The sequence below is a fragment of the Kutzneria buriramensis genome, assembly GCF_003387475.1.
In the GTDB taxonomy this organism is placed as follows: domain Bacteria; phylum Actinomycetota; class Actinomycetes; order Mycobacteriales; family Pseudonocardiaceae; genus Kutzneria; species Kutzneria buriramensis.
In genome coordinates, this window is the sequence record NZ_QUNO01000007.1 from 123,884 (window position 1) to 147,542 (window position 23,659).

A 23,659-nucleotide genomic window follows, 5' to 3' on the forward strand; every position below is an offset into this window, starting at 1 on the left:
CGAGCCGACCCTGGCACGGGGACGGAGTAGGAGTTCAGCGGCATGGAAGCTCAGGGGACACGGCCGTCACCTGCGGAACTGCGGCTGATGGTGGCCGCGTGGAACGACACGGACCGGGACGGCCGGGCCGAGCCACTGATCGAGTTGTTCGAGCGGCACGCCGCTCGGCGGCCGGACGACCCCGCGGTGAGCGGGCCGGAACAGCTGACGTACGGCGAGCTGAACGGGCAGGCGAACCGCCTGGCGCACCACCTGGTGTCGCTGGGAGTCGGCCCGGAGCAGCTGGTTGCCGTGCTGCTGCCGCATTCCGCGCAGACCATCGTGGCGCTGCTGGCGGTTCTCAAGACCGGCGCCGCGTATCTGCCGATCGACCCGGGTTATCCGCCGGGTCGCACGGCGTTCATGCTGGAGGACGCGGCCCCGGTCGCCGTGGTGACCGAGTCCGTTGTGGCGCAACGGCTCGGCGTCACCGGGCGGCTGATCCTGGTGGACCAGCAGGAAATGGTCGGCTATGGGGCGACGGATCTGGCCGTTCCGGTGTCGCCACGCCATCCCGCGCACGTCATCTACACCTCGGGGTCGACCGGCCGGCCGAAGGGCGTGGTCATCGAGCGCGGGGCGCTGGACGACCATCTGCGCACCGCCCGTGAGCGCCACCCCGGCCTGGGCGGCACCGCGCTGTGGCACACGTCGGTGGCCTACTCGCTGTCGGTGACGGCGCTGTTCGGCCCGCTGACCGCGGGCGGCTGCGTCCGGGTCGCGGCGGATCTGGCCGGCGCCACCGAGGCCGTGGACTGCACGTTCGTCAAGGCCACCCCGAGCCACCTGCCGCTGCTGAGCTCCCTGCCGGCCGGCTCCGGGCCCAGTGACGAACTGCTGCTGGGCGGCGAGGCGCTGCTCGGTGACGCGTTGTCGCGCTGGCGGCAGGCGCACCCGACGGCCACCGTCACCAATGGGTACGGGCCGACCGAGGTGACCATCCACTGCGCCGAGTACCGGCTGGAGCCGGGCGCGCCGGATCCGTCCGGGGTGGTGCCGCTCGGCCGCCTGCTGCCGAATTCGCGGGCGTACGTGCTGGACGAGCGGCTGCGGCCCGTCGCGCCGGGGGTGGCCGGCGAGCTGTACCTGGCCGGCAGCGGCCTGGCCCGGGGCTACCTCCGGCGGCCGGGTCTCACGTCGGCGCGATTCGTCGCGGACCCGTTCGGGGAGCCGGGCAGCCGGATGTACCGGACGGGCGATGTGGCGCGGTGGACCGAGGGCGGCGTGCTGGAATTCGCCGGCCGGGTCGACGACCAGGTGCAGATCCGCGGTCACCGGGTCGAGCTCGGCGAGATCGCCGCCGCCGTGCTGGCCCAGGACACCGTGGCCGAGGCCGTGGTGGTGGTCCGCGAGGACCGCCCCGGTGATCAGCGCGTCGTGTGCTACGTGGTGCCCACCGAACCGGGCCGCGAGGACCCGGTCGCGGTGCCGCCGCTGCGTGATCGACTGCCGGAGTTCATGGTGCCGGCGGCATTTGTGGTGCTCGACGCGCTGCCGCTGACCCGGCACGGCAAGGTCGACCGCGCCGCTCTGCCGGCGCCCCATGCGCACCTCACCGGTGGCCGTGCACCGCGTACGGTGCGGGAAACCCTGCTGTGCGAGCTGTTCGCGGACGTGCTCGGCGTGCCGGCGGTCGGCATCGATGACGACTTCTTCGCGCTGGGCGGACATTCGCTGCTCGCGGTGCAGCTGGCCAGCCGGATCCGCGCGTCCTTGGGCGGGAACCTGACGCCCCGTACGGTGTTCGACGCGCCGACCGTCGCCGCGCTGGCCGACCGCGTCGACCCCACGGCGACCAGCCGGCCGCCGCTGGCCCCGGCCCAGCGCCCCGAGCTGATCCCGCTCGCGCCGGCGCAGCGGCGGTTGTGGTTCCTCCAGCAGGTCGACGGCGTCAGCTCGACGTACAACGTCGTGTGGGCGGCGCGGATCACCGGTGGGCTGAACGGTGACGCGCTCGCCGACGCCATCGGCGACGTGATCGCCCGGCACGAGTCGCTGCGCACCGTGTTCCCCGAGCGGGACGGCGAGCCGTACCAGCTGGTGCTGGCGGCGGACCGAACCCGGCCAGATATGTCCATTGTGGACGTCACCGAGGACGAGCTGGACGACGCGGTGGCGACCGCCGCTCGGCACGCCTTCGCCCTGGCCACGGACATCCCGTTGCGGCCCACGCTGTTCCGGTTGGCCGACGACGAGCACGTGCTGCTGATCGTGACGCACCACATCGTCGCCGACGGCGGCTCGACCGTGCCGCTGGCGCGGGACCTGTCGGCGGCCTACCAGGCACGATGCGACAGCCACGCGCCGGATTGGGCACCGCTTCCCGTCCAGTACGCGGACTTCGCGCTGTGGCAGCAACAGACGCGTGACGGGGACCGGCTCGATGCGCAGGTGGAGCACTGGCGCGAGCGGCTGGCGGGGGCACCGGAGTTGCTGGAGCTGCCGATCGACCGGCCGCGGCCGGTGGCGGCGAGCTATCGCGGCGACCGTGTTCGCTTCCGAGTCGACCCGGCCACCCACCGCCGGCTGGTCGAGTTGGTCCGGGGCACCGGCACGACCGTGTTCATGGTGCTGCACGCCGCGCTGGCGGTGCTGCTGACCAGGATGGGCGCGGGCACCGACGTCCCGGTGGGGGCGGTCACGGCCGGCCGCGACGAGGAGGCGCTGGAACACCTGGTCGGCCTGTTCGTGAACACGCTCGTGCTGCGCACCGACACGTCCGGCGACCCCAGCTTCCGGGAGCTGCTGTCCCGGGTGCGCGAGGTCGACCTGGACGCCTACGACCACCAGGACGTGCCGTTCGAGCGGCTGGTGGAGGCGCTGAACCCGACCCGGTCGCTGGCCCACAACCCGCTGTTCCAGGTGGTGCTGACCTACGAGAACGGCGTGGACGCGCAGCTCACCGCGCCGGGGCTGGCCAGCGAGACCTACTTCGTCAGCGCCGGCTCGGCCAAGTTCGACCTGTCCTTCTTCGTCTGGGAGACCCGCGCCGACGGGGGCGAGCCGACCGGCATCGAGGGCTACCTCGACTACGCGACCGATCTGTTCGACCGGCCCACCGCCGAGTCGCTGGCCACCGGCCTGGTCCGGCTGCTGGACGGCGCGGCGGCCGAGCCGGACCTGCCGATCGGCCGCCTCGAACTGCTCTCCGCCGAGGAACGCCAGCACCTTCTGGTGCTGGGCAACGACACCGTCGTCCCGGTGGCCGACGCGATGGTGCCCGACCTGTTCGCCGAGCACGTGCGGCGGGCGCCGACCGCGCCCGCGGTGGTGTTCGGGCAGGACCGGCTCACCTACGCCGAGCTCGACGCCCGGGCGAACCGGCTGGCCCGCGCGCTGGTGCGGTGCGGCGTCGGCCCGGAGCGGTTCGTGTGCGTGGCCCTGCCGAAGTCGGTCGAGCTCGTGGTGACCATGCTCGCGGTGCTCAAGGCGGGCGCGGCCTACCTCGGCATCGACCTGACCTACCCGGCCGAGCGCATCGCGTACATGATCGAGGATGCCGACCCGGTGCTGGTGCTGACCGACACCGAGTCCCGGTCGCTGCTGCCGGCCAGCGGCAACCACTTCGTGCTGGACGACCCGAACACTCGCGCCGGCCTCGACAAGTTGCCGGCCCACGACGTGACCGACGAGGAGCGGACGCACCCGCTGCGCCCGCACAACCCGGCGTTCGTGATCTACACGTCGGGGTCGACCGGCCGGCCGAAGGGCGTCGTGGTGGAGCACCACGGGCTCAACCACTACCTGGCCTGGTCCCGGCACGTGTACCCGGGCGTGTCCGGGCGCGCGCTCGTGCACTCCTCGGTCTCGTTCGACCTGACCGTCACGGGGCTGTACGCGCCGCTGACCGCGGGCGGCGCGGTGCACCTGATCGAGCTCGACGCCGCGGCCAGGACGGAACCCGCGCGACCCACCTTCGTGAAGGCCACGCCCAGCCACCTGCCGCTGCTGACCAACCTGCCCGCCCAGTTCTCGCCGACCAAGCAGCTCGTGCTCGGCGGCGAGGCGCTGCTCGGCGAGGTCCTCGACGAATGGCGGGCCAAGCATCCGGGCGTGACCGTGTACAACGAATACGGTCCGACCGAGACGACCGTCGGCTGCATGGAACGGCGTATCGAGCCGGGGCAGCGGATCCCGGCCGGCGTGATCACCCTGGGCAAGCCGAGCTGGAACACCCAGATGTACGTGCTGGACGACGCCCTGCGGCCGGTGCCGTTCGGCGTGGCCGGCGAGATCTACATCGCGGGCGACCTGGTGACCCGCGGCTACCACGGCCGGCCGGGGCTGACGGCCTCGCGGTTCGTGGCCAACCCGTTCGGGCCGCCGGGATCGCGGATGTACCGCTCCGGCGACATCGGCCGGCGCCGCCGCGACGGCGAGTACGAGTTCGTGGCCCGGGTGGACGACCAGGTCAAGGTCCGCGGCTTCCGCGTGGAGCTGGGCGAGATCGAGGCGGTCGTCGGCCAGCAGCCGGGGATCGACCGGGTCGCGGTGATCGTGCGCGAGGACCAGCCGGGGGACAAGCGCCTGGTGGCCTACTTCGTGCCGGTCGCCCGGGGTGCGCTGGATTCGACCGTGCCGGACGCCGAGAAGCTGCGTTCCCGGTGCGCCGAGACCCTGCCCGAGTACATGGTGCCGTCGGCGTTCGTGGCGCTGGACACCCTGCCGCTCACGCCGAACCGCAAGCTGGACAAGAAGGCCCTGCCCGCGCCCGTCTACGCGGCGGACCCGGCCGGCCGGACGCCCCGGACCGCCCGCGAGGAGATCCTCTGCGAGCTGTTCGCGCAGACGCTGGGCGTGCCGCAGGTCTCCATCGACGACAACTTCTTCGCACTGGGCGGCCACTCGCTGCTCGCGGTCCGGCTGATCAGCCGGATCCGCGCCACCTTCGGCGTCGAACTGGCGCTGCGGTCCCTGTTCGAATCGGCAACCGTCGCCGCCCTCGTAGGCCAGCTGGCCGGCGCCGGGGCAGCTCGACCGGCACTGCGCCGGATGCCAAGGCCCGAGGAGGTCTCATGATCCCGCTGTCCTTCGCCCAGCAGCGGCTGTGGTTCCTGAGCCGGCTGGAGGGGCCGAGCTCCACCTACAACGTGCCGCTGGCGGTGCGGATGTCCGGCCCGCTGGACCGGGCCGCGCTGCTGGCCGCGCTTGGCGACCTGGTCGCGCGGCACGAGTCCTTACGCACGATGTTCCCCGATCGCGACGGTGAGCCGTACCAGAGAGTGCTGGCCGTCGCGGACGCGCCGGTGGCGCTGCCGGTGCTCGACGTCGCGCCGGACGGCCTGGACGCGGCAATCGCCGAGGCCGTCGCGCCGCCTTTCCACCTCGACGCCGGGGTTCCGCTGCGGGCCCAGTTGATGGTGCTCGGCGCGGACGAGCACGTGCTGCTGATCGTGACGCACCACATCATCGCCGACGGCTGGTCCACCCAGCCGCTGCTGCGGGACCTGTCCACCGCGTACGCGGCCCGTTGCCGGCAGGAAAGTCCACAGTGGATCGAGCTGCCGGTGCAGTACACGGACTACGCGCTGTGGCAGCGCGAAGTGCTGGGTGCCGAGGCCGACCCCGACAGCCTCGTCAGCCAGCAGCTGGCGCACTGGCGCGAGGCGCTGAACGGCGCGCCGGAGCTGCTGGAACTTCCGGCGGACCGGCCGCGTCCCGGCGTCGCGTCCTATCGCGGCGACAAGGTCCAGCTCCGACTGGACGGGGCGGCGCACCGCGCGGTGGTCCGGCTGGCCAAGGACACCGGCACCACGGTGTTCATGGTCGTGCAGGCCGCGCTGGCGGTCCTGCTGACCCGGCTCGGGGCCGGCACGGACATCCCGATCGGCACCGCGGTCGCCGGCCGCTCTGACGAGGCGACCGAGGACCTGATCGGGTTCTTCGTGAACACGCTGGTGCTGCGCACCGACACGTCCGCCGACCCCACCTTCCGCGAGCTGCTGGCCCGGATCCGCACCGTCGACCTGGACGCGTACGCCAACCAGGACGTGCCCTTCGAGCGGGTCGTCGAGGTGCTGAACCCGACCCGCACGCTGGCCAGCCACCCGCTGTTCCAGGTGATGCTGGTCCTCCAGAACGCCGGCGCCGACCGGGTCGACCTGCACGGGCTGCGCGCCGAGGTGCTGCCGACCCCGGTGTCCGGCATCGCCAAGTTCGACCTGTCCTTCTCCGTCGAGGAAACCGTTGCGGACGACGGGGAAGCGGCCGGCATCGAGGGCACGCTGGAGTACGCCGAGGACCTGTTCGACCGGACCACCGCGCAGGGCCTGGCCGACCGGCTGACCCGCGTGCTGGCCTCGGCCGTCGCCGAGCCGGACCGGGTCATCGGCGAACTGGAGCTGCTGGACGCGGCCGAACGCGAGCGGATCCTCGTCGACTGGAACGGCCCCGCGAACCCGGTGCCCGCCGGCGACCTGGCGTCCCTGTTCGAGCAGCAGGTTCGCAGCACCCCGGACGCGCCCGCGTTGGCGCACCGGGACATCACGGTGTCCTACGCCGAGCTCAACGCCCGCGCGAACCGCCTCGCTCACCGGCTGGTCGAGCTCGGCGTCGGGCCCGAGGTGCAGGTGGCGCTGCTGATGGACCGGTCCGTCGACCTGCTGGCCGCCATGATCGCGGTGATCAAGGCCGGCGGCGCGTACGTGCCGATGCACGCCAGCTACCCGCAGGCCCGGATCAACTGGATGCTGCGGGAGACCGGCGCGCCCGTGCTGGTCACCGACAGCGGGCTCAACGGTCGCGGGTACGACCTCGACGCCACCGTGCTGGTGGTGGACGAGGAACGGCTCGACGACCGGCCCGACACGGACCTGGGCCTGCGGCTCAGCGGCGCGCACCTCGCGTACATCATGCACACCTCGGGGTCGACCGGTAACCCCAAGGGCGTCGCCATCACCCATGACGACGTGATCGCGCTGGCGTCGGACCGCGACCTGTCCAGCGAGGCCCATCACCGGGTGCTTTTCCACTCCTCGCACGCCTTCGACGCCGCCACGTACGAGATCTGGGCGCCGCTCCTGGCCGGCTACCAGGTGATCGTGGCGCCGGAGGCGGACATCGACGTCCGCGCGATGGCGGCCGTGTTCGTGGAGCACCAGGTCACAGCGGTGTTCCTGACCACCCCGCTGTTCACGCTGCTGGCCGAGGAATCGCCGGAGTGCTTCGCGTCGCTCACCGAGGTCTGGTGCGGCGGAGAGGTCGTCTCCTCGTCGGCGATGCTGCGGGTGCTGGAGCACTGCCCGAACACGCGAGTCCTGAACGTCTACGGCCCGACCGAGACCACCACCTTCGCCACCCGGTTCGAGCTGGATCCGTCGGTGCAGGACGAAAGTGCCGTGCCGATCGGCCGCGCGATGGACAACGTGCGCGCGTACGTGCTGGACGACAGGCTGCGGCTGGCGGCGCCCGGTGTGCCCGGCGAGCTGTACCTCGCCGGCATGGGTGTGGCCCGCGGCTACGTCAACCGGCAGGCCCTGACCTCGGAGCGCTTCGTCGCCGCCCCCTACGGCCGCCCCGGCGAGCGGATGTACCGGACCGGCGACGTGGTGCGCTGGAACAGCGCCGGCCAGATCGAGTACCTGGGCCGCGCCGACCAGCAGGTCAAGATGCGGGGATTCCGCATCGAGCCGGGGGAGATCGAGGTGGCGCTGGTCGCGCACCCCGACATCGCGCAGGCGACCGTGATCGCCCGGGAGGACCGGCCCGGCGACCGGATGCTGGTGGCCTATCTGGTGGCCGCCGGCGACCGGATCCCGGAGGTGGCCGAGCTCCGCCGGTTCATCGGGCAGAGCCTGCCCGAGTACATGGTCCCCACGGCGATGGTGTTCTTGCCGGCGCTGCCGTTGAACCGCAACGGAAAGCTGGACCGTGCGGCGCTACCGGCGCCGACGCTCGGCACCGGATCGGCCGGCCGCACGGACCGCAGCGCGCGGGAGGAGATCCTGTGTGGACTGTTCGCCGAGGTGCTGGGGCTGGACTCGGTGGGCGTCGATGACGGCTTCTTCGACCTGGGCGGGCATTCGCTGCTGGTGACCCGCCTGATCAGCCGCGTGCGGTCGGTGCTGGGCGTGGAACTCACGGTGCGGGAGGTGTTCGAGACCCCGACGGTGGCCGGCCTGGCCGCGCGGATCGACGCTGCCGCAGCGCCGGCGCAGCCCGCGCTGCGGCCCGTCCCGCGCACCGACGTGGTGCCGCTTTCCTTCGCGCAGCGGCGGTTGTGGTTCCTGCACCGGCTTGAGGGGCCGAGCGCCACGTACAACATCTGCTTCGGTCTGCGGCTGCGTGGCGTGCTGGATCGCGCCGCGCTGGCGGACGCGTTGCGGGATGTCGTTGCACGGCACGAAACCCTGCGGACGATCTACCCCGAGGTCGACGGCATCGCCCGCCAGCACGTGCTGGACGAGGCGGCGATCGAGCTGGTGACTTCCGAGGTCGACGCGGCCGACCTCACCGAAGCGGTCGAGCGCGCGGCCCGCTATCCGTTCGAGCTGGCGACCGAGATCCCGCTGCGGGCCGAGCTGCTCGTCGCGGGGCCGGAGGATGCCGCGTTGGTGTTGGTGCTGCACCACATCGCCGCCGACGGCTCCTCGCTCCGGCCCCTGGTGCGCGACCTGTCGTCGGCGTACGAGGCGCGGTGCGCCGGAAAGGCGCCGGCGTGGGGGCCGCTGCCCGTGCAGTACGCGGATTACACGTTGTGGCAGCGGGAACTGCTCGGCGACGAGTCCGACGAGTCGAGCACCGCCAGCGCCCAGGTGGACTTCTGGCGCAAGGAGCTGCGGGGCATCCCGGAGCAGCTGGACCTGCCGTACGACCGGCCGCGGCCGAGCGTGGCGTCCTACCGCGGCGACCACGTGGCCGTCGAACTGCCGACGGAGGTCCACCGCGCCGCCATGACCTTGGCGCGGTCGAGCAACGTCACCGTCTTCATGGTCCTCCAGGCCGCCTTGGCGTCCCTGCTGACGAGGCTCGGCGCCGGCACGGACGTCCCGCTGGGCACCCCCGTCGCCGGCCGCACCGACGACGCGCTGAACGACCTGATCGGGTTCTTCGTGAACAGCCTGGTGCTGCGCACGGACACCTCCGGCGAGCCGACCTTCCGGGAGCTGCTCGACCGGGTGCGCGGCAGCGACCTCGCCGCCTACGACCGCCAGGACCTGCCGTTCGAGCGGCTGGTGGAGATCCTCAACCCTACCCGGTCCGCAGCCCACCACCCGCTGTTCCAGGTCATGCTCGGGCTCTTCCCGTACTCGGACACGCATTTCGAGCTGCCCGGCCTGGACGTCACCACCACCGACGTCAACACCCACACCGCCAAGTTCGACCTGTTCTTCCTGCTCAACGAGCAGCGGGACGAGGGTGTGCCGGCCGGCATCACCGGCGTGATCGAGTACAGCACCGACGTGTTCGACCGGGCGACGGTGGAATGGCTCGGGATTCGCTGGACCCGGTGGCTGACCGCGCTGCTGGCCGACCCCGACCGGCCGATCGGCGCGCACGACGTGCTGCTGCCGGCCGAGCGCGACGAGCTGCTGGCGTGGAACGACACGGACGCCGAGATCCCGGCCGCGACCATGCCGGCGATGTTCGAGGCCCAGGTCCGCCGCGACCCCGCCGCTATCGCGCTCGCCTGCGACGATGTCGAGCTGTCGTACGAGGAACTGAACTCCCGGGCGAACCGGCTGGCCCGGGTGCTGATCGGGCACGGTGTCGGTCCGGAGTCGATCGTGGCCGTCCTGCTGCCGCGGGCGCCCGAGCTGCTGATCACCCTGCTGGCAGTGCTGAAGACCGGCGGCACGTACCTGCCGCTGGACCCCGACTACCCGGCCGAGCGTCTGGGCCACATCCTCGGCGACGCCGGCTCCGTCCTGACGGTCACCACTACGGCCACTTCCGTTGTGCTGCCGGCACTTCCAGGGGCCCGGCTGGTACTGGACGACCCGGACACCATCGCCCGGGTCGCGGGACAGGCGGCCACGGACATCGGCGACGGCGACCGCGTCCATGCGTTGAGCGTCCACCACCCGGCGTACGTGATCTACACGTCCGGATCGACCGGCGTGCCCAAGGGCGTCGTGATCACGCACGAGAACCTGACGAACTTCCTCACCGGCATGCGGGAGCAGTGTGCGCTGACGCCGGCGGACCGCTGGCTGGCCGTCACCACGATCTCCTTCGACATCGCGGGCCTCGAGCTCTACATGCCGTTGGTCCACGGGGCCAGGGTGGTCCTCGCGCCGGAGAAGACCGTCCACGATCCGTCGGCGCTGGCCGAGCTCGCCGTCACCAGCGGCTGCACGATCATGCAGGCCACGCCGACGTTGTGGCAGGTGCTGCTGAGCACGGACGCCGACGTCTTCCGCGGCGTGCGGATGCTGGTCGGCGGCGAGGCCCTGCCCGCCGGCCTGGCCACTCGTATGCGCGAGCGGTCGACGGTCGTGGTCAACCAGTTCGGCCCGACGGAAACCACGATCTGGTCCACGACCGCCTCGGTGCCCGGAGACGACCGCGTGCCGCCGATCGGCCGGCCGATCGCCAACACCCAGATCCACATCCTCGACGGCGAACTGCGCCCGACGCCGATCGGCGTCGCCGGCGAGCTGTACATCGCCGGCGCCGGCCTGGCTCGGGGCTATCACGGCCAGCCGCGCCGCAGCGCCGAGCGGTTCGTCGCGAACCCGCACGGCGAGCCGGGGACGCGGATGTACCGCACCGGCGACGTGGCGCGCTGGAACCGCAACGGCGAGCTGGAGTTCCTCGGCCGCGTCGACCACCAGATCAAGCTGCGCGGGTTCCGGGTCGAACTCGGCGAGATCGAGAGCGTGCTGTCCCGGCACCCCGACGTCGCGCAGTCCGCCGTCATCGCCGGCGACAACGAGCAGCTCATCGCCTACGTCGCCCCGCACGGCCAGCCGCAGTCCGTCGACGACGGCGTCGAGCGGCAGCAGGTCGACGACTGGCAGCAGGTGTACGACTCCGCGTACGAGGACGACGCCAAGTCCGGCGAGTTCAGCGAGAGCTTCTCGATCTGGCGGAGCAGCTACGACGACGCCCCCATTCCGCTGCCCGAGATGCGGGTGTGGCGGGACACGACGGTGGCGCGGATCCGGGAGCTGCGGCCCCGGCGCGTGCTGGAGATCGGCGTCGGTTCGGGTCTGCTCATGGCCCAGCTGGCGCCGGACAGCGAGGCCTACTGGGCAACGGACTTCTCCGACATCGCCGTGACGGCGTTGCAGAAGGTCGTTGCCGCACAGCAGGACCTGGCCGATCGGGTCGTGCTGCGCACGCAGGCCGCCGACTGCTTCGACGGTCTGCCGGCGGGGTTCTTCGACACCGTCGTCATCAACTCGGTGGTGCAGTACTTCCCGAACGTCGACTACCTCGTGTCCGTGCTGCGGCAGGCGCTGGAGCTGGTCGTCCCGGGCGGTGCGGTGTTCGTCGGCGACGTGCGAAACCACCGTCTGCTGCGGTGCTTCCGGTCGGCCATCGAGGTGGCCCGGCACCCCGACGACGAGCCGGCGCAGTGGCGTCGGTCCGTGTCGCAGGCCGTCCGGCGGGAGAAGGAACTTCTGATCGACCCGGAGTTCTTCCCGGCCCTGGGTTCGGTGCTCGACGACGTGCCCGCGGTGGAGATAGGCGTCAAGCGCGGCGTGGCCCAGAACGAGCTGAGCCGCTACCGGTACGACGTCGTGCTGCGGCGAACCGCCGAGCCTGTTGTCGAGCCCCGGGAACTGCGGTGGGGCAAGGATGTCACCGATCTCGCGGGGCTGGAGGCCGTGCTGGCCGACGCGACGGCGGTTCGGGTGACCGGCGTGCCGAACGCCCGCCTGGTGCCCGAGTTGGCGGCGGTGGCGGCAATCGAGGAGAAGCCGGCTCCGGCGACGGATGCGGTGGAGCCGGAGGCGCTCTACGACCTGGGCGACAGGAACGGCTTCCGTACCGGCGTGGCCTGGTCGTTCGACGCCGACGATGGCAGCGTGGACGCCGTCTTCACCCGTGACGCGGGCGTCGGTGCCGTCGGCATTGTGTATCCCGTTGCGGCGCAAGGACGACCGCTCGCCGCGTACGGGAACGACCCGACCAGGCCGTACGAGGCCGACGCGCTGGGTCGGTCGCTGCGGACCTACCTGCGGCGTTGGCTGCCGGACTACATGGTGCCGGCCGTCGTGACCGTGCTGGACGAGCTGCCGCTGACGAACAACGGGAAGATCGACCGCAAGGCGCTGCCCAAGCCCGCGGTGGCCGCCTCGGCCGCCTTCCGCGGCCCGCGGGACGCCCGCGAGGAGATCCTGTGCGGGCTGTTCGCCGAGGTGCTGGGCCTGGACTCGGTCGGCATCGACGACGGCTTCTTCGACCTCGGCGGGCACTCCCTGCTGGCGATCAAGCTGGCCAGCCGGATCCGGGCGGTGTTCGAGCGCGAGATGCCGGTGTGGACGGTGTTCGAGGCCGGCACGGTGGCCCGGCTGGCGGCCGCGCTGGACGGCGCCGACGCCGGCCGCTCCGCGCTGGTGCCGGTGGAACGGCCTCAGTACGCGCCGCTGTCGTTCGGCCAGCGTCGCCTGTGGTTCCTCTACAAGCTGGAGGGACCGAGCGCGACGTACAACATGCCGATCGCGTTGCGACTGAACGGGAACCTCGACCGGCCGGCGCTCGAAGCGGCGCTGACCGACGTCGTGCGCCGGCACGAAGCCCTGCGCACGGTGTTCCCCGAACACGACAGCGTTGCGTACCAACACGTTCTCGACGGGGCACGTCCGGAGCTGTCGGTCGTCGACGTCGACGCCGCCGGACTGTCGGCCGCCGTGCACGAGGCGATGGACCACGGCTTCGATCTGGCCGTCGAAATCCCCCTCAAGGCAACACTGTTCGCGCTCGGCGAGAACGAATACGTGATGCTGCTGCTGATCCACCACATCGCCGCGGACGGTCTGTCGCTGGGACCGCTGCGCCGCGACCTCGCCGCCGCCTACGCGGCTCGGCGAGCCGGCGAGGCTCCACAGTGGACCGAACTGCCCGTGCAGTACATCGACTACACCCTGTGGCAGCGAGAAATTCTCGGTGCGGACGACGACCCGGACAGCACGATCGGCCGGCAGCTGGAGTTCTGGCGGCGCACGCTGGCCGACGCTCCGCTGCTGCTCAAGCTGCCGGTGGACCGGCCGCACCCGGCGAAGCCGACCCACCGCGGCGGTGACGTGCGCTTCACGCTCGACGCCGCGACCCACGCCGCCATGCTGGACCTGGCGCGTGGCCATGAGGTCACGATGTTCATGGTCGTGCAGGCCGCGATCGCGACCCTGCTGACGAAGCTGGGCGCGGGCACCGACATCCTGATCGGCACCTCGACCGCCGGCCGCGGCGACCCCGCGCTGGACGACCTGGTCGGCTTCTTCGCCAACAACCTGGTGCTGCGCAACGACACCTCGGGCGATCCGGCCTTCGCCGAGTTGCTGACCCGGGTGCGGGAGGCCAGCGTGGCCGCCTACGCCCACCAGGAGGTGCCGTTCGACCGGCTGGTCGGTGCGCTCCAGCCGGACCACGTGCTGGCCCACCACCCGCTGTTCCAGGTGACCATGTCCTACTCCAGCAGCACGGACGGACGATGGGAGCTGGACGGCATGCGGGTCGACGCCGCCGACTTCGGCGCCGGCGGGGCCAAGCTGGACCTGCACTTCGGCATGGCCGAGACCTTCACCGAGAAGGGTCGGCCGGCCGGGATCGACGGTGTCGTGGAGTTCGCGGTCGACGTGTTCGACCGCGGCTCGGTGGAAGTGATCGCCGCGAAGTTGACGCGGCTGTTGTCGGATGTCGTCGCGGGCCCCGAGCGCCGGTTGAGCGCGCTGGAGGTGCTGCCCGACCAGGAACGTCAGAGGGTGCTGGTGGACTACAACGCGACGACGGACCGGGCAGTGCCGGTGACCACGATTCCGGCCCTGTTCGCCGAGCGGGTCGAGCGCGGCGCGAACCGGCCCGCGGTGGTGTTCAGGGACGAGACCGTGTCGTACCGGGAGCTCGACGCCCGGGCGAACCGGCTGGCGCGGTACCTGGTGGAGTGCGGGGTCGGGCCGGAGCGGCTGGTGGCGGTGTCGCTGCCGCGGTCGGTGGACCTGATCGCGGCGCTGCTGGCCGTGCACAAGGCCGGCGGCGCGTACGTGCCGCTGGACCCGGGCTACCCGATCGACCGGCTCGAGTTCATGCTGACGGACTCCGCGCCGGTGTGCGTGGTGACGACGCGGGACATGGCCGAGCGGCTGGCGGAGATCGGCGAGGGCTCGCCGCGGGTGGTGCTCGACGACCCGGCCGTGGCCGCGGCGGTGGCCGAGCTCTCCGACGCGCCCGTCCAGGACGACGAGCGATTGTCGCCGCTGACGGTGGACTCGCCGGCGTGGGTCATCTACACCTCGGGGTCGACCGGCCGGCCCAAGGGCGTGGTGGTCACGCACCGCGGCATCAACAACTTCGTGGTCGGGCAGGCCGAGCGGTGCGGCATCGACCGCAGCTCCCGGATGCTCCAGTTCGCCTCGCTCAGCTTCGACGTGGCGGCCGGCGAGATCTACGGGACCCTGCTGTGCGGCGGGTGCCTGGTGCTGCCGGAGGGAGGCCTGACGGAGGGAGGCATCGCCAACCTGCCCGACGTGGCGGCCAAGTACGGCGTCACGCACGTGATGCTGCCGCCGGTGGCCCTCAACGTGGTGCCGGCGGGGGCTTTGCCGGACCGGTTGACGCTGATCATGGGTGGCGACGCCTGCACGCCGGAGCTCGTCGACCGGTGGGGCGGCGACCGCCGCATGGTCAACGCGTACGGCCCGACCGAGGCGACGGTCTGCGCGACCATCAGCGAGCCGCTGTCGCCGGGCGACACCGTGGTGCCGATCGGCGCGCCGATCGTGGGGACGATGGCGTACGTGCTGGACGAGCAGCTGCGCCCGGTGCCGCCGGGCGTGCTCGGCGAGCTGTACGTGGCGGGCGCGGGCCTGGCCCGTGGCTACCTGGGCCGCCCGGGGCTGACCGCGGACCGGTTCGTCGCCAGCCCGTTCGGCCCGGCCGGCGGGCGGATGTACCGGACCGGAGACCTGGTGCGTTGGAACCAGCTGGGCGAGCTGGTGTTCGCCGGGCGGGCCGACGACCAGGTGAAGGTGCGCGGCTACCGCATCGAGCTCGGCGAGATCGAGGCCGTGCTGCGGCGGCACACCGCGGTGACCGAGGTCGTGGTGATCGTGCGGGAGGACCGGCCGGGCGACCGTCGGATCGTGGCCTACATCGTGCCGCGCGGCGAGGCGGCCCCGGCCGACGACCTGCGCCAGCACGTTGCGGCCAAGCTCCCGGACTACATGGTGCCGTCGGCGTTCGTGGTGCTGGACGCGATGCCGCTGACCCCCAACGGCAAGGTGAACCGGGCCGGGATGCCCGCGCCGGTCAACGAGGTGGAGGCCGTCGTCGCCCCGCGCGACGCCCGCGAGGAGATCCTCTGCGGCCTGTACGCCCAGGTGCTCGGCCTGTCGCACGTCAATCCCGACCAGGACTTCTTCACCCTCGGCGGCGACAGCATCATCTCCATCGAGCTCGTCGCCGCAGCCCGCCGCGCCGGCCTCGCTCTGACCGTGCGGGACGTCTTCGAGCAGCGCACCGTCGCCGCGCTGGCCTCGGTCGCCACCTGGGCCGAGGCGCCGCAGGCCGCGCCGGACGAGGACGTCGACGGAGAGTTCGGCCCGATGCCGATCATGGCCTGGCTGCGGGAGCTCACCGACAACTACGACGGCTTCAACCAGTCCGTGGCGGTGCGCCTGCCGCGCGGCATCCGCCGGGACCACCTGGAAACGGCGCTGCGCGCGGTGATCGACCACCACGACTCGCTGCGTCAGCGGCTGAACGTGGCGGCGGACGGCCAGTGGACGTTCACCATCCAGCCGGCCGGCGAGCCGGCACTGGCCGACGTGCTGAGCCGGGTCGACCTGGAAGGGGCGACCGACACGGAGATCGCCGCGGCGACCTCCGCCGCGGCCGACACCGCCCGTGACCGGCTGGCCCCGCGAGAAGGCCTTCCGCTGCAAGCGGTCTGGTTCGACTTCGGCACGGACCGGCCGGGGCGGCTGCTGCTGGTCGCACACCACCTGTCGGTCGACGTCGTCTCCTGGCGGATCCTGTTGCCGGACCTGGCTTCGGCCTGGCGGCAGGCGGCGGCCGGCACCACGCCGGTGCTGGACCCCGTGCAGACGTCGGCGCGGGCCTGGGCCCGCGGGCTGGCCGAGGAGTCCCGCCGGCCGGAGCGGGTGGACGAGTTCGACGCCTGGCAGCGGGTGCTGGCCGGGAACGAGCCGCCGCTGGGCAAGCGGCCCCTCGACCCGGCCGTGGACGTCGCCGGCGCCATGCGCTACCTGTCCACCACGCTGCCGGCCGAGCACACCGAGCCGCTGCTGACCACGGTGCCGGCCGCCTTCAACGCCGGCGTCAACGACGTGCTGCTCACCGGGCTGGCGCTGGCGGTCAACCAGTGGCGGGACCGGCCGGACAGCGCGGTCCTGCTCGACCTGGAGGGCCACGGCCGGTCGGACCTGGTGCCCGGCGCCGACCTGTCCCGGACGGTGGGCTGGTTCACCAGCCAGTACCCGGTGCGGCTGGATCCCGGTCCGGCGGACTGGGAGGAGGCCCGCGCGGGTGGGCCCGCGATCGGCCGTGCGCTCAAGGCCGTCAAGGAGCAGCTGCGCGCGATACCCGACCAGGGTGTGGGCTTCGCGCTGCTGCGGTACCTGAACCCGGAGACCGCGCCGGTGCTCGCCGGGCTGCCCACCCCGCAGTTGGGCTTCAACTACATCGGCCGGTTCGGGGTCGGCGCCGGCTCCGGCGCCGAGAGCGACTGGGACCAGGTCGACGACATCGCCAAGCCGCTGGCGCTGGACGCCCGGCAGGCCGTGCCGCACGTCCTGGAGATCAACGCGGCGGCGGTGGACGGGCCGGACGGTCCCGCGCTGTCGGTGACCTGGGCCTGGCCGGACGCGCTGCTGGCCGAGCCGGACGTCGCCGAGCTGGCGCAGGCGTGGTTCGACGCGCTGCGGGCGCTGGCCCGGCACGCGGTCGACCCGGCGGCCGGCGGCCTCACGCCGTCGGACCTGTCGATCGACCTCGCGCAGGCCGAGATCGACGAGCTCGAGGCCGAGCTGGAAGCCGAATTGGGGGATCTGTAGTGAGCAAGCTCGAGGACGTGCTGCCGCTCACGCCGTTGCAGGAGGGCATGTTCTTCCACGCCAGCTATGACGACGACGGCGTCGACGTCTACCAGGCGCAGGGCGTGCTCGCGCTGGCCGGCCGGCTGGACGCCGCGGTGCTCCGGACGGCCGCGGCGAGCCTGGTGCGGCGGTATCCCGTGCTGCGGTCGGGTTTCCGGCTGCGCAAGACCGGCGAGCCGATCCAGGTGGTCTACCGCGAGGTCCCGCTGGCCTGGTCCGAGGTGGACCTGTCCACGCTCGACACCGAGCAGCGGGACAAGGAACTCGCCGAGCTGGTCGCCGCCGACTGGGTGGCCCGGTTCGACCTGGGCCGGCCGCCGCTGCTGCGGTTCACCCTGGTCACGCTGGCCGCCGACGAGTACCGGCTGGTGATGACCAACCACCACATCCTCATCGACGGCTGGTCGATGGCGGTGTTGATCGAGGACCTGTTCGCGCTCTACGCCAGCGGCGGCGACGCGGCCGGGCTGCCGAGGGTCGCCCCCTACCGCGACTTCGTCACGTGGATGTCCAAACAGGACAGTGCGGCGTCGCTGCGGGTGTGGCAGGTGGCGCTGGCCGGCGTCGACCGGCCGACGCTGGTGGCGGGGGACGTCGAGCTGGGCTCCGAGCTGCCGGCGACGATCGACCTCCGGCCGGACCCGGCTTTGGGCGCTGACCTGAAGCGGCTCGTCCAGGCCACCGGCCTGACCGCGAACGTCCTGGTGCAGGCGGCCTGGGCGAGCGTGCTCACGGCCATCACCGGCCGTGAGGACGTCGTGTTCGGCACGCTGGTGTCCGGCCGGCCGCCGGAGATCGACGGCGTGCGCAGGATGGTCGGGATGTTCATCAACACGGTGCCGGTGCGGGTCCGGCTGCGGCCCGAGGCGAGCGCCGCGGAGAACCTGTCCCGGCTCGCCGACGAGCAGTCCAGGCTGATGGCGCACCAGCACCTCCGGCTGACCGACGTCACCCGGCTGACGGGGTTGTCGACCCTGTTCGACACGTTCGTGGTGTTCGAGAACTACCCGGTCGACCTGTCGGCGCGGGAGATCGCGCCGGGCGTGCGGCTGACCGAGATCACCGGCGACGACGCCGCGCACTACCCGTTCCGGCTGGTGGTCCGGCTGACCGGCGAGCGCCTCCAGGTCGTGCTGGAGTACCGGCGGGACCTGTTCGACGCGAAGACGGCGCAGTGGGTCGCGGACGCCTTCGCGGGCGCGCTGCACCACCTGATCCATGCGGCCGACAACCCGCTGGGGCAGCCGGTCACCCTGTCCGAGGCCGACCGGGTCGCGCTGTTCGGCGACGTGATTGCGGGGGCCGCCCCCGAGACCGTCGCCGACAACGCGCCCGCGCGGCGGATTCGGGACCCGCGCGAGGAGATCCTCTGCGGCCTGGTCGCCGACGTGCTGCACCGGGACCGGGTCGAGCCGGACGAGGACTTCTTCGCCATCGGCGGACATTCGCTGAGCGCCGTCAAGCTGCTGTCCCGGCTGCGTGCCGTGTTCGGCGTCGAGCTGCCGGTCCGGGCGGTGTTCGAGACGCCGACCGTCGCCGGCCTGGTGGCGCGGCTGGACGGGGCCGGTCTGGCCCGGCCGGCGCTGCGGAGGGGACCGCGGCCGGCCCGGATCCCGTTGTCCCCGGCCCAGCAGCGGTTGTGGTTCACGCAGCAGTTCGAGGGCGCCAGCGCCACGTACAACCTGCCGATGTCGACGCGGCTGAGCGGCGAGCTCGACCGGGCGGCGCTGGCGGCCGCGTTCGGCGACGTGGTGGCCCGGCACGAGAGCCTGCGCACCGTGTTCGCCGAGGTGGACGGCATGCCGTACCAGCGAGTGCTGCCGCCCGCCCAGGCGCGTCCGGTGTTCGAGGTCGTCGAGGTGGCGCCCGACGACCTGGCCGACGCCATGCTGCGGGCCGCGACCACCCCGTTCGACCTGGCCATCGAGTTGCCCATCCGGGCCTGGCTGTTCGCCACCGGCCCGCGCGAGCACACGCTGCTGATGTCGACCCACCACATCGCCAGCGACGGCTGGTCGGCCGGGCCGCTGGGCCGCGACCTCGTCGCCGCGTACACCGCGCGGCGCGCCGGACGGCGGCCGGACTGGCCGGAACTGCCGGTGCAGTACGCGGATTACACGCTGTGGCAACGGGAACTGCTGGGCTCGGAGTCGGATCCGGCCAGCCTGGTCAGCACCCAGCTGGAGTTCTGGCGCAAGACCCTGGCCGACATGCCCAGCATGCTCGACCTGCCGACCGACCGGCCGCGCCCGGCCACCCCGAGCCACCGCGGCGGCGTGGTGGGCTTCGAGGTGGACGCCGCCGTGCACCGCGGGCTGGCGGACCTCGCGCGGGCCAGCCAGTCCAGCATGTTCATGGTGGTGCACGCGGCCGTCGCCGCCCTGCTCACGCGGCTGGGCGCGGGCACCGATCTCCGGCTCGGCACGGTCGTCGCCGGGCGCAACGACCAGATGCTGGAGGACGTGGTCGGGTTCTTCGTGAACACCCTGGTGCTGCGCACGGACACCTCCGGCGAGCCCGGCTTCCGGGACCTGATCGACCGGGTTCGACAGGCCGACCTGGCGGCGTTCGCGCACCAGGACGTGCCGTTCCAGCGCGTCGTGGCTAACACCGGCCCCGCGCGGTCGGCCACCCGGCCCTCGCCGTTCCAGGTCTACCTGGACTTCCAGAACAACGAGGGTCCGACGCTGGACATGCCCGGTCTGCGCGTGGTCGCCGAGGACTTCGGCACCGGCACCGCCCGGACCGACCTGTCGTTCAGCGTGGCCGAGCGGTTCGTGGACGGGGCGCCGAACGGGATCCACGGCCGGCTGGAGTACGCGACCGACCTGTTCGACCCCGAGACGGCGGAGGCCATCGTGGACCGGCTGGCGCGGCTGCTGGCGCAGGTCGCCGAGAACCCTGACGTCCAGCTGGGCGGGCTGGATCTGTTGTCCGCCAACGAGCGTCGCGAACTGGTGGCCGTTGGCGAAGCTGCCGAGGCCCTCACCCTGCCCGAGCTGTTCGCCGCCGAGGTCGCGCGGAACCCGGACAGCCCGGCGGTCGATGGTGTCAGCTACGCCGAGTTGGACGTGCGCGCGAATCGGCTGGCGCATCACCTGATCGGACTCGGTGTCGGGCCGGAGCAGGTGGTCGCGCTGGCCCTGCCGCGGTCCGTTGACTTCGTGGTGGCGGCGCTGGCGGTCAGCAAGGCCGGGGCCGCGTACGCGCCGATCGACCAGGACGCCGCGCGGCTCGCCGACCTCGCGCCGACGGTCGTGCTGACCATCCGGGCGGTCGGGTTGCCGGCTGGTGGTGCCAAGGTCGTCGAATTGGACGGCCTGGACCTGACGGGATTGCCCGCCACTGCGCCGACCGACGCGGATCGCATCGCGCCGCTGCGGCCGGCCCATCCCGCGTACGTGATCCGCACCGGCGGCCGGACGCGCGGGATCGTCGTCCCCCATGCCGGACTCGGCGTTGCCGAGCTGCTCTCCGACGCCGAGCCGCGCCTGGAGAAGCTGATCGACGAGGACAGCGGCCGGCCGGTCGACGGCGCACGGGCGTACGTGCTGGACGCCGCGCTGCGGCCGGTGCCGCCGGGAGTGACCGGCGAGCTGTACGTCGCCGGCCCCGGCCTGGCCCGCGGCTACCTCGGGTGGCCCGCGCTGACGGCCCAACGCTTCGTGGCCAACCCGTTCGGCCCGGCCGGAACACGGCTCTACCGCACCGGCGACCTCGCCCGTTGGCGGCGTGACGACGAGGGTTGGCGGCTGGACCTCGTCGGTCGCGCCGACAACCAGGCCAGGATCCGCGGTCTCCGGGTGGACCTCGGCGAGGTCGAAACGGTGCTGCGCGGGCACTTCCGGGTCGCCGCGGCGGCAGCGGTGGTGCGCGAGGACCGGCTTGTCGCCTACGTCGTGCCGGCCGGCGAGGCCGTCCCGACGGACGAGCTGCGCACCCACGTCGCCGGCCGGCTCCCCGAGCACATGGTGCCCGCGGTCGTCGTGACGGTGGCCGACCTTCCGTTGACCCCCAACGGAAAGCTGGACGTGAAGCGGCTGCCGGCCCCGTCGTCCGAGACGCTGGTGCGGCGTCAGGCGCCGAGGAGCCTGCGGGAATACGTGCTGTGCCGGCTGTTCGCCGAGACGCTCGGCGTGCCCGCGACCACGCCGGAGGACGACTTCTTCGAGCTGGGCGGCAATCCCGAGCTGTGCGCCCAGTTGGCCGCACGGGTGCGGTCGGCGCTGGGCGTCGACCTGACCGTACGGGAGCTGTCGGATGCGCCGACCCCGGCCGGCGTCGACGCGCTGCTGACCGCCGCGGGCCGTGAACTGGACAGCTTCGCGCGGGTGATTCCGCTGCGCGCGCAGGGCGACCTGCCGCCGGTGTTCTGCCTGCCGCAGAACACCGGGATGAGCTGGCGGTACGTCAACCTGCTGAGCGCCCTCGACCCGCGGGTGCCGGTGTACGCGATCCAGTCCAAGGGCCTCACCGGCGACGAGCCGCTGTCGACCGACCTCGCCGAGATCGCCGCCGAGCTCGCCGACGTCATCCGCTCCGTTCGGCCGGAAGGCCCGTACCACCTGCTCGGCTGGTCGTTCGGGGGCAACCTCGTGCAGCCGGTCGCCGTGCAGCTGCACAAGGCCGGCCACCGCGTGGGCCTGGTCGGGATCATGGACTCGTACCCGTCGGACGACCCCGAGTACCGGGTGCCGCCGCACGTCGAGCCCATGATGTCGGCGATGGTGGCCGGCTACGCCAAGTTCTACGACGGCATCGACGACGTGCGACTGGCCACCGACCCGGCCGCGCTGCGCGAGCAGTGCCTGAGCTACCTCGGCCGCGGCACCAGCGAGCTGCGCTTCCTGACCGTCGAGGAGCGCTCGCGGATCCTGGACGTGATGATCAGCAACGTGCAGGCCCTGCTGCTCGACGAGGAGCCGGCGAGCTTCGACGGCGACGTGCAGCTGATCCGCTGCCTGCGGGACAGCCAGTCCTGGATGACACCGGAGAGCTGGAAGTCGCGGGTGAACGGTTCGATCCAGGTGACCGAGGTGGACTGCCGGCATCACGAGCTGATGGATCCGGGCCCGGTCACCGAGGTCTGCGCGGCGCTGACCCCGTACCTCATGCGGGAGTGAGCCCGGGCGCGGGGCACATCGGCCCGGTGTCGGCGATCCGCCGGCGCCGGGCCTTTTCCGTCGGTTCACCGGGCGCGTTATCGTCTCGATTTCATCGGGCAGGTTCGGCTTCGGGAGCATCCGGCGCCCGAATTCCTGGGGCGGCGTCTGAGCAAAATGGCGATGAAATCGCCCGCGCCTAGGCTCGGCTCCACGGTTCGAGTTCCCATCGCTGTCAGCAGACCTGGAGGTCGTCGTGATATCGACCGGTACCGACATTCTCAGCTACTCGCTGAGCGGCGCCGAGCGGCGGTCGTTCCACGCGCTCGGGGCCGACGTGGCGCGACGTTTCGACGCCGTCACCGGAAACGGCCGCGCGCCGGTCGACGCCGTTCCGGCCGGCCTGCGCGCGTTTCTCCGCGAGTTCTCGCTCACCCCTCCGCGCGCCGGTTTCGCGCTGATTCGCGGCATCGAGATCGACGCGCTGCCGCCGACCCCCGAGGCCCGGGGCTACCAGCTGCCGCTGGAGCACAACACCACCGGCAACCTGCTGCTGGTCGCCGACGTGCTCGGCTCGATGACCGGCTACGCCGACGAGAAGGACGGCGCGCTCGCCCACGAGGTGCACCCGGTGCGCGGCGAGGAGGCGCGGATCGAGAACACCGGTTCGGTCAACTTCGGCTTCCACACCGAGAACGCGCACCACCCGATGCGGCCGGACTTTCTGGGCCTGCTGTGCCTGCGCCAGGACCACGACCGGGTCGCCGTCACCCGGATGTCGTCCATCCGGGACGCGGTGGCCGATCTGTCCGCCCACACGATCTCGGTGCTGCGCGGCGCTCGGTTCCGCGCGCTCTACCCGACCTCGTTCATCCGGGGCGAATCGGGCGAGCGGCCCTCCTCCCGGCCCCATCCGGTCGTCTTCGGCGAGGATCCCGAATACTTCATGCGTTTCGACCTCGACAACACATATGCGCTCGACGACGACGGAAAGATCGCGCTGGAGGAATTGACCACGGCGCTGGACCGCAATCGTCGGGAGATTCTGCTCGAACCGGGCGACCTGGCGGTCATCAACAACAACATCGCCGCGCACGGCCGCTCCGCGTTCACCCCTAGGTACGACGGCGACGACCGCTGGCTGCGCCGTTTCTATTCGCTCCAGTCCACGCCGGAATGGGTGCGGGACATCATGCCGATGCCGCGCGTGCTGCCGTCGCTGGCCGAGATCGACGCCGCCGACCCGGATGCGTGACCGGTGAACTGACCGATGAACTGACCAGGGGGCGTGTCTGG

4 protein-coding genes are annotated in these 23,659 nt (G+C 72.2%); all 4 read left to right on the top strand.

The window, feature by feature from the left end; genetic code table 11:
- Window positions 1-42 precede the first annotated feature (42 nt).
- The 4 genes from BCF44_RS21450 (at window position 43) to BCF44_RS21465 (ending at window position 23,618) form a co-directional block, all read left to right on the top strand.
- A complete protein-coding gene (locus tag BCF44_RS21450) occupies window positions 43-5,058 on the top strand; it encodes a non-ribosomal peptide synthetase (RefSeq protein WP_116176147.1) in 5,016 nt (1,671 codons plus the stop codon).
- Entirely contained in the window at window positions 5,055-17,219 is a 12,165-nt protein-coding gene (locus BCF44_RS21455) for a non-ribosomal peptide synthetase (protein ID WP_116176148.1), read from the top strand. Before BCF44_RS21450 ends, BCF44_RS21455 begins: the two co-directional genes overlap by 4 nt.
- Window positions 17,219-22,384, top strand: a complete 5,166-nt coding sequence (locus tag BCF44_RS21460) for an alpha/beta fold hydrolase (protein WP_211353140.1) — start codon at window positions 17,219-17,221, stop codon at window positions 22,382-22,384. Before BCF44_RS21455 ends, BCF44_RS21460 begins: the two co-directional genes overlap by 1 nt.
- Before the next feature lie 235 nt (window positions 22,385-22,619).
- Window positions 22,620-23,618, top strand: coding sequence for a TauD/TfdA family dioxygenase (locus tag BCF44_RS21465; RefSeq protein WP_116176149.1), 999 nt, complete (start codon window positions 22,620-22,622; stop codon window positions 23,616-23,618).
- Window positions 23,619-23,659: the final 41 nt, after the last annotated feature.